This window comes from Caballeronia cordobensis (genome assembly GCF_001544575.2).
Taxonomy (GTDB): domain Bacteria; phylum Pseudomonadota; class Gammaproteobacteria; order Burkholderiales; family Burkholderiaceae; genus Caballeronia; species Caballeronia cordobensis.
Window position 1 is genome coordinate 233,075 of sequence record NZ_FCNY02000009.1, and the last position, 20,025, is coordinate 253,099.

Below are 20,025 nucleotides of genomic sequence, written 5' to 3' on the forward strand. Positions count from 1 at the left end.
GGCCATCCTAGCGGGGCGCTTCATCCGTCCAAACCAACGATTCCGCCTAAGGTTTTCGCGATCGGCGAATAAGCTTCGATGACGAAACCGAATATTGGCCACGCTTTTGCGCACGGTATTCTTTGTCCCTTTAATACCCATCGCGCCCCCATGCACGAGCCGATCGAGCCGCACCGCACCCTGCCGCGCAAATCCGCGCGCCTCATCGCCGGACTGATCGCGTTCAATGTGCTCGCGTGGGTCTGGGCGCTCGTCGCGTTCCGTCACCATCCGCTGCTGCTCGGCACGTCGCTGCTCGCGTATTCGCTCGGCCTGCGCCACGCGGTCGACGCCGACCATATCGCCGCCATCGACAACGTCACGCGCAAGCTGATGCAGGAAGGCAAGCGCCCGCTGTTCGCCGGTTTGTTCTTTTCGCTCGGCCATTCGACGATCGTCATCGCGGCCACCGCGCTGATCGCCGCGACCGCGCTCGCCGTGCAGGGAAGCTTCGCTGAATTTCGCGAGATCGGCGGGATCATCGGCACGTCGGTGTCGTCGCTCTTTCTGTTCGCCATCGCGGCGATGAACCTCTTCGTGCTGCGCGGTGTGTGGCGCGCGTTCCGGCGCGTGCGGCGCGGCGAGGCGTGCCGCGACGAAGACATCGACCTGCTCGCCGCCGGCGGCGGCCCGCTCGCGCGTCTGGCGCGGCCGCTTTTCCGGCTGATCGGCAAGAGCTGGCATATGTATCCGCTCGGCTTTCTGTTCGGGCTCGGGTTCGACACGGCGACCGAAATCGGCCTGATGGGCATCGCGGCGGCCGAAGCGGCGCGCGGCATGTCCGTCTGGTCGATTCTCGTGTTTCCGGCGCTGTTCACGGCGGGCATGTCGCTCATCGACACCGCCGACAGCCTGCTGATGACGCGCGCCTACGGCTGGGCGTTCGTGAAGCCGGTGCGCAAGCTGTACTACAACCTCACCGTCACGTTGGCCTCGGTGCTGATCGCGGTGCTGGTCGGCGGCATCGAGGCGCTCGGGCTGATCGCGGACCGGCTGCAACTGAAGGGCGGGCTGTGGGATCTGGCCGCGTCGCTCTCGGAGCACTTCGGCGTGCTGGGCTATGGCATCGTCGGCGTGTTCGCTGCCTGCTGGCTCGTGTCCGTGCTGATCTACAAATGGCGCGGCTATGAAACGCTGGATGGCGGCATCGCCCGGTAAGCTGCTGGGCATTCTTCCTGCTTCGTGGATGCGCCAGCCGCTCATCCACTTCCCGTATCGAGCGGCGTTCAGGGAGAACGATCATGAACGAGCCGCAAGCCGGGGCGAACTCGCCGAATCTCGATAGCGCCGAACAGGAACAGGCCGCCGAGCATTCCGCGCCACATCCGCTCGTGATCCACGAGATCGTGCGCGAAGAGGGCGAAGTGGCGATGGAGCGGACCTTCGGCGCGCTCATGTGGTCGGCGCTCGCGGCAGGTCTCTCGATGGGCTTCTCGTTTCTCGTCCAGGCGATTCTCGAAAGCGCGCTGCCGGAAACCGGCTGGCGCGGACTGGTGTCGAGCTTCGGCTACACCATCGGTTTCGTGTTCGTGATTCTCGGACGCCAGCAGCTCTTCACGGAAAGCACGCTGACGGCGGTGCTGCCCGTGCTCACGCGGCGCGATGTCGGGACGCTGATCAAGGCGCTGCGGCTCTGGGCGATCGTGCTGTTCTTCAATCTCGTGGGCACGACGATCTTCGCCGCCATCCTGCAGATTCGCGGCGTGTTCTCGCCGGAAGTCGGCGACGCGCTCGCCCACCTTTCGATGATGCCGCTTTCAGCCGATTTCGCCGTGACGCTGGTGCGCGGCGTGTTTTCCGGCTGGCTCATCGCGCTGATGGTGTGGCTCCTGCCAAGCGCGCGCGCAGGGCGGCTGCTCACGATTCTGCTCGTGACCTACACCGTCGCCGTGAGCAAGCTCACGCACGTGATCGCCGGATCGGTCGAATCCGCCTATGCGGTGATGATCGGCGCGGCCAGCCTCTCCGATTACTTCCTCGTGTTTCTCGTGCCGACCTTCATCGGCAACGTGATTGGCGGCGTGTCGCTGGTCGCGATCGTCAACCATGCGGCGATCGCGCCGGAGATCACGAGCCTGCCGCGGACACGCCGCGACTGAACGGCGCAGGGCTTACTTGTTGCTGCCCGCGCCCGTGCCGTACAGGCCGTTGCCGAAGCCGGTAGTGCCATCCGGCTTCTGGTCCTTGCCGGCGGTCGCGGCGCGTCCCTTCGCGGCGTCCTTCGACTGCGGCTTGTGCGATTCGTGCATCGGCGTGCCCGAGGGCTCGCTGCGCGCGCTCGAATCCGACTGACGCTGCTCCTGTGCGCCGGCCCCGCCGCCGCTCGTGATCTGCGCGACGCCGTAAGTGCTGAACGCCGCGACGACGCTGGCGACGATCGCGTTCGCGAGCATCGGCCAGATCCGGCGCGCTCCGTGCGCACGCTCGTGACGATGGATGGACATGACGACTCCCGGCAAGATCGAAAGACTTGCTTTCGAGCAGGAACGATGCCAGGCCGGGCCGGGCGCGTTCGAGCCGCGCGTGTCATGACACATCGTGAGTTCGCAGGCCGTTGCCCGCCCGGCTCGTCACGAGACACGGGCGTCAACGATGGGATCGCGCCGCGGCGCGAGTGGCGAAAGCGGTGGTTCAGGCCGCTTTCGCCCAGAGCCTGTTGGTCGATTTCCTGCGGCTGCCCGAACCGTCGCGCGGACCGCTGTCGACGGTGTCGAGCGCAATGCGCAGCGCTTCGATACGCTGCTTCTGCGCCGGAACGAGCGCATAGCCTTTCGTCACGGCCGCAAGACGCTCGCGCCAGTATTCGACGTTGAGCGTGCCTGAAGCCTGCTTGTGCATCGTGCGGAGCTGCGCGAGCGCGCGCTCGATATGCTGAAGCTCAATATCGGCCAATGCCGAGGGCAAAAGGCTGCCCGCGGCCTCGCTTTTCTTCTTTTTCATGTGGTCTTCCTCTCGGCCATGCGGCGCGCCATCCCAACTTCGGATTTGCGCACCGTTCAGGCACCCCGTTCACCCGCGCTATTTTTTGAACCCGTCGCGGGTGGCCCTTGCTCTTTTCTTCGGATGACCGACCGTGGCCCTGATCAATGGGTCCGATCGTTAGCAAAAATGTACGCAAGGCGAGCCCGGTGGCTCCGTCTGTCATCGCACACTCGTGCGAGCGGACCGGGGAATTTCGATGTTGCGCCGCGAGAGGGGCGGCGCAACCAGCGCGAGGCGGCGCTTATTCGTCGTGCCCGGCCGTGCGCTTGCCGCTGCGGCCGATCTGCTCCTCCATCGCGAGATCGAGCTTGCTCACCTTGCGCGGCTTGGCCGGCTCGCGCGCGTTGACGAACGCGACGAACTCGTCCATCGGCATCGGCTCGGAGAGCTTTTTCGAGCCTTCTGCCGAGCGCTCGGCGAGATAGAAGTAGCCGCCGGGCATGGAGATGGCGGCGTAGCTGGCGTTGCCGCTGCGCGTTTTGAGCCGTTCGACGGCGCTGATGGCTTTGGTCGAGCGCATGGCTTACTTGTCCGTCGAGTCCTGGCTCGGCGTGTCCGAAGGCGCGCACTTCTTGCCCGCGCCCTCGATCCACAGATTCGACGGATGACGCTTGCCCGGATAAAAGCGATACGTGGTCTCGCCGTTGTCGTAACGCACCTTGATGACGTTCGAGTCGCCGAATTCGAGCATCACGCCTTGCGGAATGGCGGTCTGCTGATATTTCGCGTCGTGCTTCCTGGCTTCGTCGGCGATGCATTGCACGATGCCGTTCACCTTGTTCTGAGTCGACGATTTTTCGACTTCGGGTTGTCCGGCGTCTTCGTTGTGAAACTGGGCGCAGGCGGCGAAAAGCACAGGCAGCGCGAGCGCCGCGGCGAGTTTTTTCATGGTGTTTCCCGTTTTGTCTCTGTGTGCCGAACACGACATTAGAGCACAAGCCCTTTACAGTCCGGTCAGGTTCGCGGGGATGCTGGCGAGCGTTGCTGAAGGCGGCGCAGCAAGGGCCGCGCCCGCGTTGCGCATCACGCGTCCGGCGGCACGCCGAGCAGCGGCAGCGCCCCGCCGACGATGCCCGAGAACACCGGCCCGGCGACCGTGCCGCCGTAGTAGGTGCCGCCCGTGGGCTCGTCGATCATCACGGCGACGATCACGCGCGGATCGCTCATCGGCGCAATGCCGACGAACGACGCGCGGTACTTGTTCGCCGCGTACGAGCGCCCGACCTGCTTGCGCGCGGTGCCCGTCTTGCCGCCGACGCGATAGCCGTCGACCGCCGCCGCGCGCCCGGTGCCGTGATCGCCGATCGCCATTTCGAGCATGTTGCGCACGGCTTTCGCCGTTGCGGGCTTCGTCACTTCGAGCGGCGCGCGGCGCGTTTCGCCTTGAATCAGCGTCGCGGGGTGAAAGCGGCCGTCGCCCGCGTAGGCGGTGTAGATCTGCGCGATCTGCACGAGCGAGAGCGACAGGCCGTAGCCGTAGGCCATCGTCGCCTGCTCGATCGGCTTCCAGCGCTCGGGCGCGCGCAGCCGGCCGGTCGCCGCGCCCGGAAAGGTCAGTTCGGGCGCGCGGCCGATGCCGTAATCGCGATACTTGTCCCAGATCGTCTGCGCGGGAATCTGCAGCGCGAGCTTCGTCAGCGCGACGTTGCTCGACATCTGCACCGCCTCGGCCACGGTGATGACGCCGTGGTTCGACGTGTCGTGAATCACGTTCGGGCCGATCTTCATGCTGCCCGGCGCCGTGTCGATGCGCGTTTCGGGCCGCACCTTGCCGAGGTCGATCGACAGCGCGGCGACGAGCGGCTTGATCGTCGAGCCGGGCTCGAAGGTGTCAGTGAGCGCGCGGTTGCGCAACTGCTCGCCGGTCAGGCGCGTGCGGTCGTTCGGATCGAAGCTCGGATAGTTGGCGAGCGCGAGCACTTCGCCGTTTTTCGCATCGAGCACGACGACGCTGCCCGCGCGCGCCTTGTGCTTCGCGATCGCCGCCTTCAGTTGCGAATGCGCAAGCTGCTGGATGCGCCGGTCGATGGTCAGCTGAATGGTCTCCCCGTTCTGCGGCAGCGCCGGCTCGCCGATCTGCGACACGACGCGCCCGAGGCGGTCGCGGATCACTTCGCGCTGGCCGGCTTCGCCCGTGAGACGCGCGTCGGCGGCAAGTTCGACGCCTTCCTGCCCGTGATCTTCGTTGTTGGTGAAGCCGACCACGTGCGCCGCCGATTCGCCTTCGGGATAGAAGCGCTTCGTGTCCGGCACGAGCGTGATGCCCGCGCGCCCGATCGTCGCGATGCGCTCGGCGGTTTCGGCTTCCACCTGGCGTTTGAGCAGCACGAACGCGCGGTTGCCGTCGATGCGCCGCTGCAGTTCCTTTGGCGGCATGTCGAGCAGACGCGCGATTTCATTGCCGTGATCGCCGTCGAAGAGTTTCGGCGACAGCCACACTTCGTAGGTGGCGAGGCTCACGGCCAGCATCGCGCCGTTGCGATCGACGATGCGCCCGCGCGTCGCCGACAACGCCAGCGTGCGCTGATAACGCTTCTGTCCTTCGCCGAGATAGAACTTGTGGTCGATCACCTGCACCCACAGCGCGCGCCCGGCGAGCGCCATGAAGGCCGCCGTCACGCCGATGAGCACGAGCCGCGAGCGCCACGCGGGCAGGGTATGCACGAGCACCGTGCTGCGATGATGCGTCTGGAAATCACTGCCGCCGCGCGTCTTCTTCTTGAACATCGTGATCTTGTGATTTAGCTTGGTTGTGCCGGGCGCGATGCGCGCTCAAGGCAGGCGCGCGAGCGCGGCGTCGAGATCGGCGTTATCCGGCAGACGAATGCCGAGCTCGGTTTCAAGGACGCGGCGCAGCGCGGGCACATCGCCGAGTTCGCGATGCGTGCTGCCTTCGTGTTCGTCGTGCACCGAAAAACGCCGGTTGAGCAGGCCGAAGCGCTTGCCCGGCGCGAGGCGCGCGGCAAGCAGGTTGTGCAGGAAAATCGACTGCGGATACGTGGACACGAAATGGTTGGCCATGTCGTAGTCGGCGTCATACTGCGGGTCGAGGTCGAAGCGGTATACATTCGTCCACGCGCCGTTCACGAGCGCCTTCAGGATAAAGGCGGTCGGCTCGCCGCCCGCGTCGTCGAGGCGAAACGCGCCGTGAGGCGTGATCTGTTCGAGGCCGGTCTGAAGGGCGAGCGGCGCGGAGAGCGTCATGCCACCGAAGCCGACATCGGCGAGAAAGGTGCCTTCGTCGACATCGACGAGCAGCAGCATGTGCGTGCGCGCGGGCATGTCGGGCGCGTCGCGGCCCCACAGGACACGGCCCGCGAAGCCGCGCACGCGAAAACCCAGCGTCGTCAGGACGCTGCGAAACAGCAGATTGTGTTCGTAGCAATAGCCGCCGCGACGGCTCGCGACGAGCTTGTGCTGGATCGATTCGAGATCGAGCCTGACGGGACGGCCGAGCAGCACGTCGAGATTTTCGAAGGGAATCGCCTGGGGATGCAGCAGATGCAGCGCGCGCAGGGTATCGAGCGTCGGCTCGGGCCGGGCGGGGCCGCCGAAGCCGATGCGCTCGAAGTATGCGGTAAGGTCGATGGAAGTGTCGTGTGCGTTCATGGGTGTGCCGGCCTCTGGGGTCGTCGATGTCGCAATGTCCGCGCGCTCGGTCGCAGGCGCGCATATTTTACGACACGAAAGGTTAAAAATTACAAAATGCATACATTTTTCGACGCATTCGCTTGCGGCGCGTCGTCCGAATGAACTGTGCCGCATCGATGCAGGTCTTTCCAGGTTCAACGCGCAACTGACAAGGGGCGACACGCCATGCAGAACGAAGCGAACGAATCGAAACAGTCGAACCAAGCGGAGCCCGCATGCGAGACCTGCGCGGGCAAGCATCCCGCGCCGCCTTGCACGCTCGTAATCTTCGGGGCGGGCGGCGATCTCACCAAGCGCCTTCTGATGCCGTCGCTCTACAACCTGTCCGCCGACAAGCTGCTCGACGACAGCATGGAGATCATCGGCGTGAATCACGGCGAGCGCGAGACGTCCGAATGGCGCGACGAGCTCACGCAGTCGTTGCGCTCGTTCGCCTCGGACAAGGCGGCGACCTTTCACACGTCGCAACTGAACGAGGACGCGTGGAACTGGGTCGCCGGACGGCTCGAATATTTTGGCGGGGAATTCGAGGAAGACGAGACCTTCGCGCGGCTGAAGGCGCGGCTCGCCAAGGCGAAGTCGGGCAACGTCGTGTTCTATCTCGCGGTCGGCGCGCGCTTTTTCGAGCCGATCATCAAGCATCTCGGCGCGGCGGGGCTGCTCGAAGAGAAGGAGGGGCGCTTCAGGCGCATCGTGATCGAAAAGCCTTTCGGCAGCGATCTCGCGTCCGCGCAGGAACTGAACCGCTGCCTGCTCGAATTCGCGGACGAATCGCAGGTGTATCGCATCGACCATTTTCTCGGCAAGGACACGGTGCAGAGCATTCTCGCCGTGCGCTTCGCCAACGCGATGTTCGAGCCCGTCTGGCGGCGCGAGTACATCGACAACGTGCAGATCACCGCGGCGGAGACGATCGGCGTGGAAGGGCGCGGCCCGTTCTACGAGCAGACGGGCGCGTTTCGCGACATGCTGCCGAACCATCTGTTCCAGTTGCTCGGCATGGTGGCGATGGAGCCGCCCAATTCGTTCGATGCCGAATCCGTGCGCGACCGCAAAGCCGAAGTCTTCGACGCGATCCGCCCGCTCACGGCGAACGATGTCGTGCTCGGCCAGTACGAAGCGGGCCCGGCCGGTCCGGGCTATCGGGACGAGCCGGGCGTCGCGAAGGACAGCCGCACCGAGACCTATGCGGCGGCGCGCGTGTATGTCGAGAACTGGCGCTGGGCGGGCGTGCCGTTTTATCTGCGCACCGGCAAGCGGCTGACCGAGCGGCGCACGGAAATCGCCGTGCAACTGAAGGCCGTGCCGTTTCTGCTCTTTCGCGACACGCCCGTCGATGCCCTTACGCCGAACGTTTTCACGCTGCGCATCGATCCCGAGCACGGCACGAGCTTCGACTTCAACGTGAAGGTGCCGGGCCCGGTCATGCAGATCGGCAAGGTGCGCTCGAGATTCAGCTACGCGGATTTCTTCGCGGAGCGCGCGAACGTCGGCTATGAGACGCTGCTCTACGACTGCATGCTCGGCGACGCGACGCTCTTTCAACGCGCCGACAGCATCGAGACGGCGTGGGCGGCGGTCGATCGCGTGCTGCATCCGGACAGCCCGCTCGCCGTGCACGGCTATGCGGCGGGCAGCGCCGGACCGGAGGCGGCCGATCAGCTGCTCGCGCAGGACGGCCGCGTGTGGCGGTCGCTCACCGATCCGCACAAGAAAGACTGATCTCATCCATCCGAGAACGACAACCAATAGGACAACGAGCGTGAGCACAGCATCCAAAGCCAGACACAAGACGCATGTCACTGCCGACAAACTCGCGATCAAGGCCGAGCGCATCCTCGCGATCGATATCGGCGGGACCGGGCTGAAGGCCGCGATCATCTCGGAAGACGGCGAGATGAAGAGCGATCGCGTGCGCGTGGCGACGCCGCATCCGGCGAAACCCGACGTGGTCGTCGAGACGCTGATCGAGCTGGTGAAGCCGATCGTCGCCGAGCCGCCGACGCATATTTCCATCGGTTTTCCGGGCGTCGTGCGCGACAACGTGGTCGTGACCGCGCCGAATCTCGGCACGACGCAATGGCGCGGCGTGCCGCTCGCGCAGTTGCTCGCCGAACGACTCGGCAACGTGCCCGCGCGCATGATCAACGACGCCGACATGCAGGGGCTCGCGGCAATCGAAGGGCGCGGCATCGAGATGGTGCTGACGCTCGGGACCGGCGCGGGCACCGCGCTTTTCCGCGATGGCGAGCTGATGCCGCATCTGGAGCTCGCGCATCATCCGGTCGCGAAGGACAAGACCTACGACGAATATATCGGCAACGCGGCGCGCGAGAAGGCGGGCAAGAAGCGCTGGAGCCGGCGCGTGGAAAAGATCATCGGTATTCTCGCGACGCTCGTGAACTACGACCGTCTGTGGATCGGCGGCGGTAATGCGGCGCACATCAAGTTCAAGCTGCCCGACAACGTGGCGATCGTGTCGAACGCGGCGGGCATCGAAGGCGGCGCGCGGCTGTGGCATCCGCGCTCGGTGCGCGAGACGCGCCAGTTGCCGCACTTCAACCAGCGCGAAGGGGCGAACTGATGAACGCCAACGGCAAATACGGCCTCTTCAGCGCGACCGGCGACGGCGCCGCGGCGTTCGACGCGCTCGCGCAAGTGGAGCTCGTCGTGACCGATTGCGACGGCACGCTGCTCTACACCGACAAGGCGCTCGGTCAGCCCGCCATCGACGCGGTGCGCCGCCTGCTTGACGCCGGCGTGCGCTTCACGGTGGCGAGCAGCCGGCCGGGCAAGGGCATGCGGCATATCGTCGAGGCGCTCGGCGTCGATATGCCGTACGCGTCGTACAACGGCGGCAGTCTGGTGCGGCCGCGGACGTGGGAACTGCTGTCGTCGCACAAGCTGCCGCGCGATGTCGTGCAGACGTCGCTGGAGATGTTCGCCGCCGCGAATGTCGACGTGTGGGTCTTCATCGACGATAACTGGTATCTCACGAATCCCGACGCGACCTACGTGCCGCTCGAAACCCGCACGGTCGGCTACGAGGGCGTGCGCGTCACGCGTTTCGACGACATCGATCTCGACGCGGTCGACAAGATCGTCGGCTCGACGGCGGATACGGCGCACCTCGCGCAGGTCGAAGCCGCCTTGCAAAAGGCGCTGGAAGGGCGCGGCCACGCGGCGCGCTCGCAGACCTACTACCTCGACGTGACGAGCCTCGAAGCGAACAAGGGCACGGCGGTGCGCGAACTCGCGCGGATCGCGAACGTGCCGCTCGACCGCGTGGCCGTGCTCGGCGACATGGGCAACGACATGGCGATGTTCGAGATCGCGGGGGTATCGATCGCGATGGGACAGGCGTCGGAAACCGTGCAGCGTCGCGCGAGCCTGGTCTCGAAAAGCAACGACGAGGACGGCTTCGCGATCGGCATCGACGCGCTGCTGGCGGCGCGGCACGAGGCGCGAAACGGGTAAGGCGGGCAGGGTGGGCATCGACGCGAGGCGCCGCCAGCGTGGCGAAGCGCGAGGCGTCGAAGTACAGGGCGATCCGCGAAAGGGTTCAGAAGCGTGCGCTGCGGATCAGGCTCACGCCGGTTGCATGACTACGAGGTGAATCAGCGACGGCGCATCGGCGCGCGCGGTGCGCCGCCGCCTGCGCGTTCGTCCTTGTGACGGAAGTTGATGCGGCCCTTGGTCAGGTCGTACACCGAGAGTTCCAGCGTCACGCGGTCGCCGGCGAGAATGCGGATGTGGTTCTTGCGCATGCGGCCCGAGGCGTACGCGCCCACGACGACGCCGTTGTCCAGCGTCACGCGGTAGCGGCTGTCGGGAAGCACTTCGTCAACGATGCCGTCGAGTTCGATGAGTTCTTCTTTCGCCATATGGGGCTCCTGTGGTCAGTTGTAATGGGTGCTGCTGTACACGATGGACATTGCGTGTTTCACGCCAATGAATGCCCGCGCCGGGCTGCCCGGCGCAATCGTCGCGGCGATTGGTGAGAGGCGATGCAAAGCGCGGCCTGGCACGCCCGGCACGATCAAACGTGCCCTTCGGAGCGCGCCGCGTCTCGCTTTCAGGCTCGTCGTGAGCTTGACGGCATAGGCCGGACGACCGTGCATGCCGCGTTGGCGGCGCGCCGTGGCCGGCATGACCGGGGCGGCGACATCGGCGTACAGCGAGCCGACGTGCGGTGTGAAACGAAAAACGATGAATCCGGGAAGTGAGCGCGCTTGCGGTACGCTTACGTCATATGCGGTCGAGGGGCCAATTTGCAAGGCCTGCCGACATTTTCGCGCAAATCGGTTGATTAGACAACGAATTTCGTTGAAAGGTTCCGGTTTGGCCGCCAGCCGTTGCGCCGGAGACGGGGTGGGCGCGGTGGGTGTTATAGCCATCCGGCCTTCCTGAAGCGCCAGTAGAGCACGACATCGACGACGAGCATCACCCCGAGCACCGCCGGGTAGCCGTACGCCCAGTCGAGCTCCGGTATTCGATGAAAGTTCATGCCGTAGATGCCGGCGATCATCGTCGGCACGGCGAAGAGCGCGGCGAACGAGCCGAGGCGCTTGGTCACTTCGCTCTCCGCGAGCGCGATCAGGCCGAGATTCACCTGGATCGCCGTGACGATCATTTCGCGCCGCCCCTCGATGGTCTTCACGATGCGCAGCAAGTGATCGTACACATCGCGGAAATATTCCTGCATGCCGGAACAGACGCCGGGCGAGCGGCCGCCATACAGTTTGCTGACAGCTTCGAGCAGCGGCGCGGTGTGATGCTGAAGAATCGTCATGCGGCGCTTCAGCGAATACAGATCCTCGATGATCTCGCGCGATTCCACCGAGCCTTTCTGCTCGAAGATGCGCTCTTCCACTTCGTCCACTTCCGCACCGAGCGTTTCGAGCACGGGAAAGTAGCGATCGACGACCGCATCGAGCAGCGCATACATCACGAACGCGGGGCCGTGCTTGAGCAGATGCGGCTCGCGCTCGCAGCGCTTGCGCACCTCCTGAAAGCCTTGCGTCGTGCGATTGCGCACCGAGAGCACGTAGTTCCTGCCGACGAACACGTTCATTTCGCCGACGAGCACGTCGCCTTCTTCATCGAACTCGACCGTATGGAAGACGGCGAACAGCGAGTCGCCATATTCCTCGATCTTGGGCCGCTGATGGCCATGCTGCGCGTCTTCGACCGCCAGTTCGTGCAGTCCGAACTGATGCGTCATGTGCGCGAGCTCGCCGGGACCGGGCTCTTTCAGTGCAACCCAAATGAAAGAGTCGGGCAGATCCCGATACGCGTTGATATCGTCGATCTCGACGTCGGCGAGCTTGCGGCCGTTCTGATAAGCCGCGCAATTGACCAGCATGAGGCGCCCTTTATAGTTATGTCGATGTGACGGGCCACGCGTCGACGGGCGCTCGAAGTCGCATGATTCGCTTGGGGCGCGAGCGCGTGGCCTCCGTCTTCGAATCTTAGCCGGACATGCGAGGTGTTGCCAGCGAGCGAGCATCTCCTGCCGCTCGTTGCGTGCCGTCAGTTCGATGCGTAGTCTAGACTGTGCTCCGACGGCGCCGGCAGCGACGCGACGTGCGTGGCTTGCGAGTCGAATTTGGTGAGCTTGCCCTCGACCGTCGCGCCGATATCCATGCGCAGCTTCTGGTAGAAGATGTTGCCCGTCACGCGCGCGTTCGACTGAAGTTCGACGAAATGCGCGACGGTGACGTCGCCGGTAACGCAGCCGTTGATGATGACATCGTAGGCGCTGACGTTGCCGCGAATCGCGCCCTGGTCGCTGATGACGAGCAGCGTTTCTTCGCCGGGGCGGCCCGTCACGTTGCCCGTGACCTGGCCGTCCATGCGCAGGCCTTCGCTGAACTCGAGATCGCCCGAGATATGGACGTTATGCGCGACGAGCGTCGCGAGTTTGGCGAGCTTGACGTTGTTGGGATCTTTCTTCGACGAGAACATGTCGGGTCCTTGTGATGCGGTAAAAGGGTTGCGTGAAGCGCGCTGCTCAGTGGGATCAGTTGGGTCCGCGCTGTTTCTTGAGGAACGCGAGGTCCGTTTGCAGGCGCTGAATGTCGGCGGCGCTGTCCTTCACCCGTTGTTCGAGCGAGGCGCGGCTCGCCGCTTCCTGCTCGAACGCGAACTGTGCGTGCGCAAGCTGGTCGCGCAGCTTTTGTTCGGAGACGGGCGGCGCGCACAGCGTATCGAGCTTGCGCACCTCTTCGTGCGAGCGCTTGAGCGCGAAGCCCGCGGCGGCGAGCGCCGCGATCGCGCACACCGCCGCGATCGCGCCCAGCCAGATGCCGCCCCCGCGCTTGGGCGTGAGCGAATAGGACTGGCGCGTGAGCTGCGAGCGCCGCTTCGAATCAACTTTGCGCATTCGGCTTGCGCTTGAAGAGCGCCAGATAAGGATTGGGATTGATCTGCGCGCCGTCGACGATCACTTCGAAATGCAGGTGCGGGCCCGTGGAGCGCCCGGTCGAACCGACCTCCGCGATTTCCTGCTGGGGCATCACGTAGTCGCCGGTCTTCACGAGGAGGCGCGACGCATGCCCGTAGCGCGTCACCATGCCGTTGCTGTGACGAATATCGACCGCATTGCCGTAGCCGTTGCGCTCGCCGGCCTGCACGACGCGTCCGCCCGCGCTCGCGAGAATCGGCGTGCCGGTCGGCGCGACGAGATCGACGCCCGGATGAAAGCTCAGACGCCCGGTGAACGGATCGTAACGATTGCCGTAAGGCGAGCCGCTGCGCGAGCCGGGCGCCGGATCGCGGCCGGGAAACGCCATGTACGAGGCGTAGTGGGCAAGCGTCTGCGTCTGCAGTTGCGAGACTTCGTCGTTCAGGCAATCGATGACGCGCTGCGAGCCCTTGAGGCGCTGGCGCGGCGTGCCGCTGCTTGCGCGCGCGGTATCGCACAGCCGCGGCGGCAGCGCCGGCCCGCCCGCGCCGTCGAGCGCCGCGTTGCCTTCCTCGCTGTCCGGCAGCGGTGGCACATCGTGTACGCCGGGGGCGCTCGCGCCGCCGTGCGCGGCCTTCAGGCGGTCGTCGAAATCGTGCAGCTCGTGAACCTGCGCGGATAGCCCTTCGACGCGCGGCGTGAGCTGGATCAGCGCGGCGTTCAGACGGCCGAGTTCCTCGATCTCGTACGAGCGGCGCGACATCAGCGCCTGCTCTTCGCCGAGATGGCTGCGGGCGAACATCGTGCCGATCGCGATGCCGAGCGCGAGCGCGGCGATCAGAAGCGCAATGGCGCCGATGATCGCGATGGCGCGCGCGGTGCGCGCTTCCACGAAACGGATGCGCTGGCGGGACATGGTCCGCCGTGACCAGATGACGAAAGCCATCAGCGCGGGCGGCGGCTCAAGAAGCCGGCAGAAGAAAAACTAGGAAAATTCACGGATGGGAGTGCGCCGCGCTCTCCACGGCAAAACAATGAAACTGGGCGGCGATTATGCCGTACGCTTCATCGGCCGGTCATGTTTAAACAGGATATCGAAGCAAAATTCCACGATTTTGTGCGGTTAAATTTTGTTGCGTGCAAACGGTGAGGTTCGCTAGCACGTTTGTCTGGTCTGCACTGTCATAAAACTTCGATTCATCAGGATGACTTGACGTCGACCCATGCCATCTGCTGGCCATCGCCCATCAGGAAGGCGCGATTCGCTTCCGCCGCCGCGCGCAGATAGTCCCACACGGCGGTGATGCGCTTCAGCTTGCGCAAGTCCTCGCGGCACGACAGATAAAAGGCGCGCGTGACGACGATCTCGTCGGGCAGAACGGGCACGAAGCGCGGATCGGGCGAGGTCATAAAACACGGCAGGATCGCGAGCGCGCGCCCTTGCAGCGCGGCGAAGTACTGCGCGATCGCGCTCGTGCTGCGCCAGCGCGACACCGCGCCCGGCACGGCGCGTTCGAGATACAGCAGCTCGTAGCTGAAGGCGAGATCGTCGATATAGCTGGCGAAGCGATGCCGGCGCAGGTCCTCGGCGCTGCGGATCGGCTCGTGCGCGTCGAGATACTCGGCCGTTGCGTAGAGCTTGAGCCGGTACTCGCAGAGCTTCGTATAGACGTACTGGCCCTGCTCGGGGCGCTCCAGCGTCACCGCGATATCCGCCTCCCGCTTCGAGAGGCTCACGAAATGCGGCACCGGCAGCAGGTCGATGGAAATGTTCGGATGCGCGTCCTGAAAGCGCGCGAGCTGCGGCGCGAGAAAGAAGCAGCCGAAGCCTTCCGTCGAACCGACGCGCACATGGCCCGACAACGCATGCCCCGTATTGGCGATCTGCTCGGTGGCCGACTGCACCGTCGTCTCGATCGAATCGACGAAGCCGAGCAGGCGCTGGCCTTCGGCGGTCAGAATGAATCCGCCGCTGCGCGACTTGTCGAACAGGAGGGTGCCGAGCGCGTCTTCGAGCGCCCGGACGCGCCGCGCGACCGTCGTGTAATCGACGCCGAGGCGCTTGGCCGCCCCGCTCGCGCGCTGCGTGCGGGCGACTTCCAGAAAGAAGCGCAGGTCGTCCCAGTTGAGGCGGCCGAGGTCGAGTTTGCCGGGGCTTTGCATGGCGTTTTTTTGCATATCGATCGGGTGTTTTTATAGTGCCATGATGGACTTTTGCATAACTATACTCAAGCAAACGAGCCTGCCCAAGCGCGGGCCGAATTTCTATAAAACGGAGACGACATGCTTTTCCCCTGCGCCGCCCGGCGTGTCTTCGTTTTTCGCCTGTCCGCAACTCATCCACAAGGAGTGACTCGTGAATATCGCTGCTGAACATCCGGCGCAGAGTGCGTCCGTCCGTACGGCCAAACTGCTCATCGACGGCCAGTTGGTGGATTCGAAAACGGCCGAGTGGCGCGACATCGTCAATCCGGCGACGCAGGAGGTGGTCGGCCGCGTGCCCTTCGCGACGACGGACGAAGTGAACGCCGCCGTTGCCGCAGCGCACAAGGCGTTTCAGACCTGGCGCACGACGCCGCTCGGCGTGCGCATGCGCCTCATGCTCAAGTTTCAGGATCTGGTGCGCCAGAACCAGAAGCGCATCGCTCAGACGCTCACGGCCGAGCAGGGCAAGACACTTGCCGACGCCGAGGGCGACATCTTCCGCGGGCTCGAAGTCGTCGAACATGCATGCTCGATCAGCACGCTGCAGCAAGGCGAGTTTTCCGAAAACGTCGCGGGCGGCGTCGATACGTACACGCTGCGTCAGCCGATCGGCGTCTGCGCGGGCATCACGCCGTTCAATTTCCCCGCGATGATTCCGCTGTGGATGTTCCCGATGGCGATCGTCTGCGGCAACACTTTCGTGCTGAAGCCATCGGAGCAGGACCCGCTTTCGACGATGGAGCTCGTCGAACTGGCGCTCGAAGCAGGCGTGCCGGCGGGCGTGCTCAACGTCGTGCACGGCGGCAAGGAGGTCGTCGACGCGATCTGCACGCATCCCGATATCAAGGCGATTTCCTTCGTCGGCTCGACGGCCGTCGGCACGCACGTCTACAACCTCGCGAGCCAGCACGGCAAGCGCGTGCAATCGATGATGGGCGCGAAGAATCACGCCATCGTGCTGCCCGATGCGAACAAGGAGCAGACGCTCAACGCGCTCGCGGGCGCGGGCTTCGGCGCGGCGGGTCAGCGCTGCATGGCGACGTCGGTGGCGGTGTTCGTCGGCGCGTCGAAGGACTGGATTCCCGAACTGGTCGAGAAGGCGAAGACGCTCAAGGTCAACGCGGGCACGGAGCCGAACACGGACGTCGGACCGGTCGTGTCGAAGACGGCGAAGGAACGCATTCTCGGGCTTATCGGCAAGGGCGTGGAAGAGGGCGCGACGCTCGCGCTCGATGGCCGCGGGATCGGCGTGACGGGCTACGAGCAGGGCAACTTCATCGGCCCGACGGTCTTCACGAACGTCAACACCGACATGTCGATCTATAAGACCGAGATCTTCGGCCCGGTGCTGTGCGTGCTCGAAACCGACACGCTCGACGACGCCATCGCGCTCGTCAACCGCAATCCGATGGGCAACGGCGTGGGTCTCTTCACGCAAAGCGGCGCGGCGGCGCGCAAGTTCCAGAGCGAGATCGACATCGGACAGGTAGGCATCAACATCCCGATTCCGGTGCCGGTGCCGGCGTTCAGCTTCACGGGCTCGCGCGGCTCGAAGCTCGGCGATCTCGGGCCGTACGGCAAACAGGTCGTGCAGTTCTATACGCAGACGAAAACCGTCACCGCGCGCTGGTTCGACGACGCCACCGTGAACGACGGCGTGAACACGACCATTTCCCTTCGCTGAGGAGGCGTCTCATGCAAATCGGCTTCGTGGGTCTGGGTCACATGGGCGGTCCGATGGCCGCCAATCTGCTGAAGGCGGGCCACGCCGTGACGGCGTTCGATCTCGTGCAGGACGCGCTCGACGCGGCGAAAACGGCGGGCGCGACGCTGGCCGTGTCGCCGCGCGCGGCGGCTGAAGGCGCGGAGGTCGTCATCACCATGCTGCCAGCCGCCCAGCACGTGAAAGCGGTCTATCTCAACGATGACGGCGTGCTGGCGGGCGTCGCGAAAGGCGTGCCGCTGGTGGACAGCAGCACGATCGATCCGGCCACCGCGAAACTCATCGGCGCGGCGGCGGGCAAGCAGGGCAATCCGTTCGCGGATGCGCCGGTGTCGGGCGGCGTCGTCGGCGCGCAGGCGGGCACGCTGACCTTCATGGTCGGCGCGGACGAAGCGCTTTTTGAAACGCTGCGTCCCGTGCTGGCCGGCATGGGCAAAAATATGGTGCGCTGCGGCGAGACCGGCACGGGTCAGATCGCGAAGATCTGCAACAACCTGCTGCTCGGGATTTCCATGATCGGCGTCGCCGAAGCGATGAAGCTCGGGGAAACGCTCGGCATCGATCCGACGAAACTGGCGAGCATCGTCAATACATCGACGGGGCGTTGCTGGAGTTCGGATACGTGTAATCCCTATCCGGGCATCGTCGAAACGGCGCCCGCGTCGCGCGGTTATTCGGGCGGCTTCGGCGCGGATCTCATGTTGAAGGACCTGGGCCTCGCCGTCGATGCCGCGCGCGGCGCGAAGCAGCCGGTCTTCATGGGCGCGCTGGCACAACAGTTGTATCAGTCGATGAGCCAGCAGGGACTCGGCGGATTGGATTTTTCGGGCATCATCAAGCTATACGCAAAGCAACAAATCGAGTAAAAGTGAATCAAAGAAGTAAATGATCTGGCACGCACGTGCGTGCCAGATCGGCTTCAATAAATAACGGCTTTATTCAGTTGCACTGCACAACGCATCGCGCAAAAGCATACTGGGCGCGATCATCGGGAATACGATGATTCGCTTTCCAAAAAAATGTCCTATTCTGAAAGCACGACGCCCGTATGCCGTTCGAGTCGAACGCTCCGGTTGCGCCACGGTGCTGGTAGAACGCCCGTCGTTTTCGGGCAATCAGATGAGGAGTACGCGATGCAAGTAACACGACACTTCAATATGGAATTGCGGCACGCCACGGTGCCGACTTATGTAGCCAGCTATTTCTTTCCGTTGCTGCTATTGGCATACGAAGTCTGGCGTGTAGGGTCCTGGGTGGCGGTAAACGGCTTCAACTTCATGAACTTCAACTCGATGGGTTACGAGTTCGCGTTGATGATTGCCGTGTTCTGCATGCAGATCATCGTGGAAATCGCGTTCCTCGCGGGCGCCGTGCTGACGAAGCATAAAGACGTCGGGCATCGGGTGGCCAATTTGTTGCTCGGTCTTTTCTGCTCGATGGTCGTGCTCGGTTTCGACCTTGCGCTGCAATATGGCCTGAGCGGAACTTAATAGGGCAATACCTGATTCGTCTTAGTAAAAAATCAACGCCGGCTGATTATCAGCCGGCGTTTTTATTTGTGCATTGCAACTTGAAGCCGATTTAACAACCCGCCGCGCTTGGCAGCGACGGCGGCGTTTCCGAACGTTCCTCATAGCATTTTCTGTCCGCATCCTTCAATGCGCTGCGCAGGCCTTCTTCAACCACCGGGTGATAAAAAGGCAGCTTGAGCGCTTCATCCAGCGTCAGTTCGAGTTGCAGCGCCCACGCGAGCAGATGACCCAGATGTTCCATCGCCGGGCCGCAGCCTTGCGCGCCGCGCAGCTTGCCGGTTTTCGCGTCGGCATAAACATGCAGCAGGCCGCGATTCTGCCGCATCACGCGGCTTCGGCCCTGGTTCTCGAACGATGCCTCTCCGGTCACGGTCATCTGCTTGTCGAGCTTGTCGTAAGACGCGCCGACGATCGCCACCTGCGGCTCGCTGAACACGAGCGAAAACGGCACCTTGCGTTTGACCGCCCGCACGTCGGGAAAGCGCGCGGCGTTGTCGCCGGCCAGTTTGCCCTCGTCGGCGGCGTCGTGAAGCCACGGACGCGTACCGTCGCAATCGCCCGCGACGAAGATCGCGCTCTTGCCGCATTGCATCGTGGTTTCGTCGAATCGCGGCACGCCTTTTTCGTTCAGGTCGATGCCCGCATTTTCCAGCGCAAGCGGCTTGAGGTTCGGCGCGCGGCCCGTCGCGGCGAGAACCAGATCGAACGACTCGGCGCGCGTTTCGCCCTCGGCGGAGGCAAAGCGCAGGAACGGCTTGCCGTCGCGCAGGGACATCTCGTCGAGCTTCGCGTCGGCATCGAGGTGGAATTCGTCGGCGAGCGCGGCGACGAGTGCATCGCGCACGGGCTTGTCGCTGAGCGCCGCCACGTGGCCGCTCTTGCCGAACATGAAAATCTCGACGCCCAGACGCGCGAGCGCCTGCCCGAGTTCAAGCGCGATCGGCCCCGCGCCGAACACGGCGATGCGCTTGGGCAGCGTGCGCAGTTCGAACAGATCGTCGCTCGTGATGAGCGTGTCGCCGAACACTTTCAGCTCGTCGGGCACGGTGGGCGCAGCGCCCGTCGCGATCACGATGCGCTTCGCCGCCACGCGCGTATGGTCGCCGACGGCCAGGCGCGTCGGCGATTCGAAGCGCGCCTGGCCGCGCAACAGCGAACCGTCCGGCAGCGCATCGATTTCGGCGAGCACACTCTTGACGAAGCTGTCCCGCTCGCGGCGCACATAGTCGAGCACGCGCGCATGGTCGGCGTCGAGCTCATGCGTGCCTTCGATGCCGCGCGGCGCGAGCGCTTGCGCATCGTGCAGGCCATTGGCCGCCGCGAGCAGCAGCTTGGACGGCATGCAGCCGACGCGCGCGCAGGTCGTGCCGAACTCGCCGCTCTCGATCAGCACCGCGCTCACGCCCGCGAGCCGCGCCGCGCGAAACGCGGCCATGCCGGCCGTGCCCGCGCCGATCACGGCGACGTCCACTTCAATTTCGTTCATC

The 20,025-nt window shown here is 64.6% G+C and carries 22 protein-coding genes; 8 read left to right on the forward strand and 14 right to left on the reverse strand.

What is annotated here, in order from left to right; genetic code table 11:
* Positions 1 to 150: 150 nt before the first annotated feature.
* Together AWB70_RS19260 and AWB70_RS19265 are read left to right on the forward strand one after the other, a co-directional pair.
* Positions 151 to 1,197, forward strand: coding sequence for a HoxN/HupN/NixA family nickel/cobalt transporter (locus tag AWB70_RS19260; protein WP_053569514.1), 1,047 nt, complete (start codon positions 151 to 153; stop codon positions 1,195 to 1,197).
* Between the two features lie 83 nt (positions 1,198 to 1,280).
* On the forward strand, positions 1,281 to 2,138 hold the full coding sequence (locus AWB70_RS19265; protein WP_053569513.1) for a formate/nitrite transporter family protein: 858 nt from the start codon (positions 1,281 to 1,283) through the stop codon (positions 2,136 to 2,138).
* Between the two features lie 12 nt (positions 2,139 to 2,150).
* On the opposite strand, the gene AWB70_RS19270 is transcribed toward AWB70_RS19265, so the two are convergent.
* From AWB70_RS19270 to AWB70_RS19295, 6 genes are all read right to left on the reverse strand, one after another.
* Positions 2,151 to 2,483 carry a hypothetical protein gene (locus AWB70_RS19270; protein WP_045454186.1) on the reverse strand — a complete coding sequence of 111 codons (333 nt, stop codon included), beginning with the start codon at positions 2,481 to 2,483 and terminating at the stop codon, positions 2,151 to 2,153.
* Between the two features lie 187 nt (positions 2,484 to 2,670).
* A complete protein-coding gene (locus AWB70_RS19275; RefSeq protein ID WP_014250979.1) occupies positions 2,671 to 2,979 on the reverse strand; it encodes a hypothetical protein in 309 nt (102 codons plus the stop codon).
* Between the two features lie 283 nt (positions 2,980 to 3,262).
* A complete protein-coding gene (locus AWB70_RS19280; RefSeq protein ID WP_053569512.1) occupies positions 3,263 to 3,541 on the reverse strand; it encodes a hypothetical protein in 279 nt (92 codons plus the stop codon).
* Positions 3,542 to 3,544: 3 nt separating this feature from the next.
* Complete coding sequence (locus tag AWB70_RS19285) at positions 3,545 to 3,910, reverse strand: hypothetical protein (RefSeq protein ID WP_014250977.1); 366 nt, start codon at positions 3,908 to 3,910, stop codon at positions 3,545 to 3,547.
* Between the two features lie 134 nt (positions 3,911 to 4,044).
* A complete protein-coding gene (locus tag AWB70_RS19290; protein WP_053569511.1) occupies positions 4,045 to 5,748 on the reverse strand; it encodes a peptidoglycan D,D-transpeptidase FtsI family protein in 1,704 nt (567 codons plus the stop codon).
* A gap of 45 nt (positions 5,749 to 5,793) precedes the next feature.
* The gene (locus tag AWB70_RS19295) at positions 5,794 to 6,630 is read right to left on the reverse strand and encodes an arylamine N-acetyltransferase family protein (protein WP_053569510.1); all 837 of its coding nucleotides are present in this window, start codon (positions 6,628 to 6,630) and stop codon (positions 5,794 to 5,796) included.
* 207 nt (positions 6,631 to 6,837) lie between these two features.
* Here AWB70_RS19295 and zwf point away from each other — a divergent pair, with 207 nt between their 5' ends.
* The 3 genes from zwf to AWB70_RS19310 are packed head-to-tail and all read left to right on the forward strand — an operon-like array spanning position 6,838 to position 10,149.
* On the forward strand, positions 6,838 to 8,394 hold the full coding sequence (gene zwf, locus AWB70_RS19300; protein WP_087086296.1) for a glucose-6-phosphate dehydrogenase: 1,557 nt from the start codon (positions 6,838 to 6,840) through the stop codon (positions 8,392 to 8,394).
* A gap of 40 nt (positions 8,395 to 8,434) precedes the next feature.
* Complete coding sequence (locus AWB70_RS19305; protein WP_014250973.1) at positions 8,435 to 9,256, forward strand: ROK family protein; 822 nt, start codon at positions 8,435 to 8,437, stop codon at positions 9,254 to 9,256.
* A complete protein-coding gene (locus AWB70_RS19310; protein WP_053569508.1) occupies positions 9,256 to 10,149 on the forward strand; it encodes a Cof-type HAD-IIB family hydrolase in 894 nt (297 codons plus the stop codon). Before AWB70_RS19305 ends, AWB70_RS19310 begins: the two co-directional genes overlap by 1 nt.
* Before the next feature lie 140 nt (positions 10,150 to 10,289).
* Here AWB70_RS19310 and infA read toward each other — a convergent pair whose 3' ends face one another.
* The 7 genes from infA to AWB70_RS19345 all read right to left on the reverse strand — a co-directional run bounded on the left by infA (position 10,290) and on the right by AWB70_RS19345 (position 15,241).
* Positions 10,290 to 10,556, reverse strand: a complete 267-nt coding sequence (infA, locus tag AWB70_RS19315; protein WP_006999277.1) for a translation initiation factor IF-1 — start codon at positions 10,554 to 10,556, stop codon at positions 10,290 to 10,292.
* 15 nt (positions 10,557 to 10,571) lie between these two features.
* A complete protein-coding gene (locus tag AWB70_RS19320) occupies positions 10,572 to 11,069 on the reverse strand; it encodes a hypothetical protein (RefSeq protein ID WP_143281659.1) in 498 nt (165 codons plus the stop codon).
* Positions 11,060 to 12,037 carry a magnesium/cobalt transporter CorA gene (gene corA / locus AWB70_RS19325; RefSeq protein WP_014250970.1) on the reverse strand — a complete coding sequence of 326 codons (978 nt, stop codon included), beginning with the start codon at positions 12,035 to 12,037 and terminating at the stop codon, positions 11,060 to 11,062. Before corA ends, AWB70_RS19320 begins: the two co-directional genes overlap by 10 nt.
* A 167-nt stretch (positions 12,038 to 12,204) precedes the next feature.
* Positions 12,205 to 12,639 carry a bactofilin family protein gene (locus AWB70_RS19330; protein ID WP_014250969.1) on the reverse strand — a complete coding sequence of 145 codons (435 nt, stop codon included), beginning with the start codon at positions 12,637 to 12,639 and terminating at the stop codon, positions 12,205 to 12,207.
* A gap of 55 nt (positions 12,640 to 12,694) precedes the next feature.
* Positions 12,695 to 13,057, reverse strand: coding sequence for a hypothetical protein (locus AWB70_RS19335; RefSeq protein ID WP_014250968.1), 363 nt, complete (start codon positions 13,055 to 13,057; stop codon positions 12,695 to 12,697).
* Positions 13,044 to 13,994 carry a M23 family metallopeptidase gene (locus AWB70_RS19340; RefSeq protein WP_175585636.1) on the reverse strand — a complete coding sequence of 317 codons (951 nt, stop codon included), beginning with the start codon at positions 13,992 to 13,994 and terminating at the stop codon, positions 13,044 to 13,046. The genes AWB70_RS19335 and AWB70_RS19340 overlap by 14 nt, the downstream gene beginning before the upstream one ends.
* Before the next feature lie 284 nt (positions 13,995 to 14,278).
* Positions 14,279 to 15,241, reverse strand: coding sequence for a LysR family transcriptional regulator (locus tag AWB70_RS19345; protein ID WP_053569852.1), 963 nt, complete (start codon positions 15,239 to 15,241; stop codon positions 14,279 to 14,281).
* 193 nt (positions 15,242 to 15,434) lie between these two features.
* Between AWB70_RS19345 and AWB70_RS19350 the strand changes: the two genes are divergently transcribed.
* From AWB70_RS19350 to AWB70_RS19360, 3 genes are all read left to right on the forward strand, one after another.
* Entirely contained in the window at positions 15,435 to 16,967 is a 1,533-nt protein-coding gene (locus AWB70_RS19350) for a CoA-acylating methylmalonate-semialdehyde dehydrogenase (RefSeq protein WP_045454170.1), read from the forward strand.
* Positions 16,968 to 16,978: 11 nt separating this feature from the next.
* Positions 16,979 to 17,872: a 3-hydroxyisobutyrate dehydrogenase gene (gene mmsB / locus AWB70_RS19355; protein ID WP_053569506.1), complete on the forward strand. Its 894-nt coding sequence runs from the start codon at positions 16,979 to 16,981 to the stop codon at positions 17,870 to 17,872.
* 267 nt (positions 17,873 to 18,139) lie between these two features.
* Positions 18,140 to 18,496 (forward strand): hypothetical protein, encoded by a 357-nt coding sequence (locus AWB70_RS19360; protein WP_041731727.1) that lies wholly within the window; start codon positions 18,140 to 18,142, stop codon positions 18,494 to 18,496.
* 91 nt (positions 18,497 to 18,587) lie between these two features.
* Here AWB70_RS19360 and AWB70_RS19365 read toward each other — a convergent pair whose 3' ends face one another.
* Entirely contained in the window at positions 18,588 to 20,024 is a 1,437-nt protein-coding gene (locus AWB70_RS19365; protein WP_053569505.1) for a dihydrolipoyl dehydrogenase, read from the reverse strand.
* Position 20,025 lies beyond the last annotated feature (1 nt).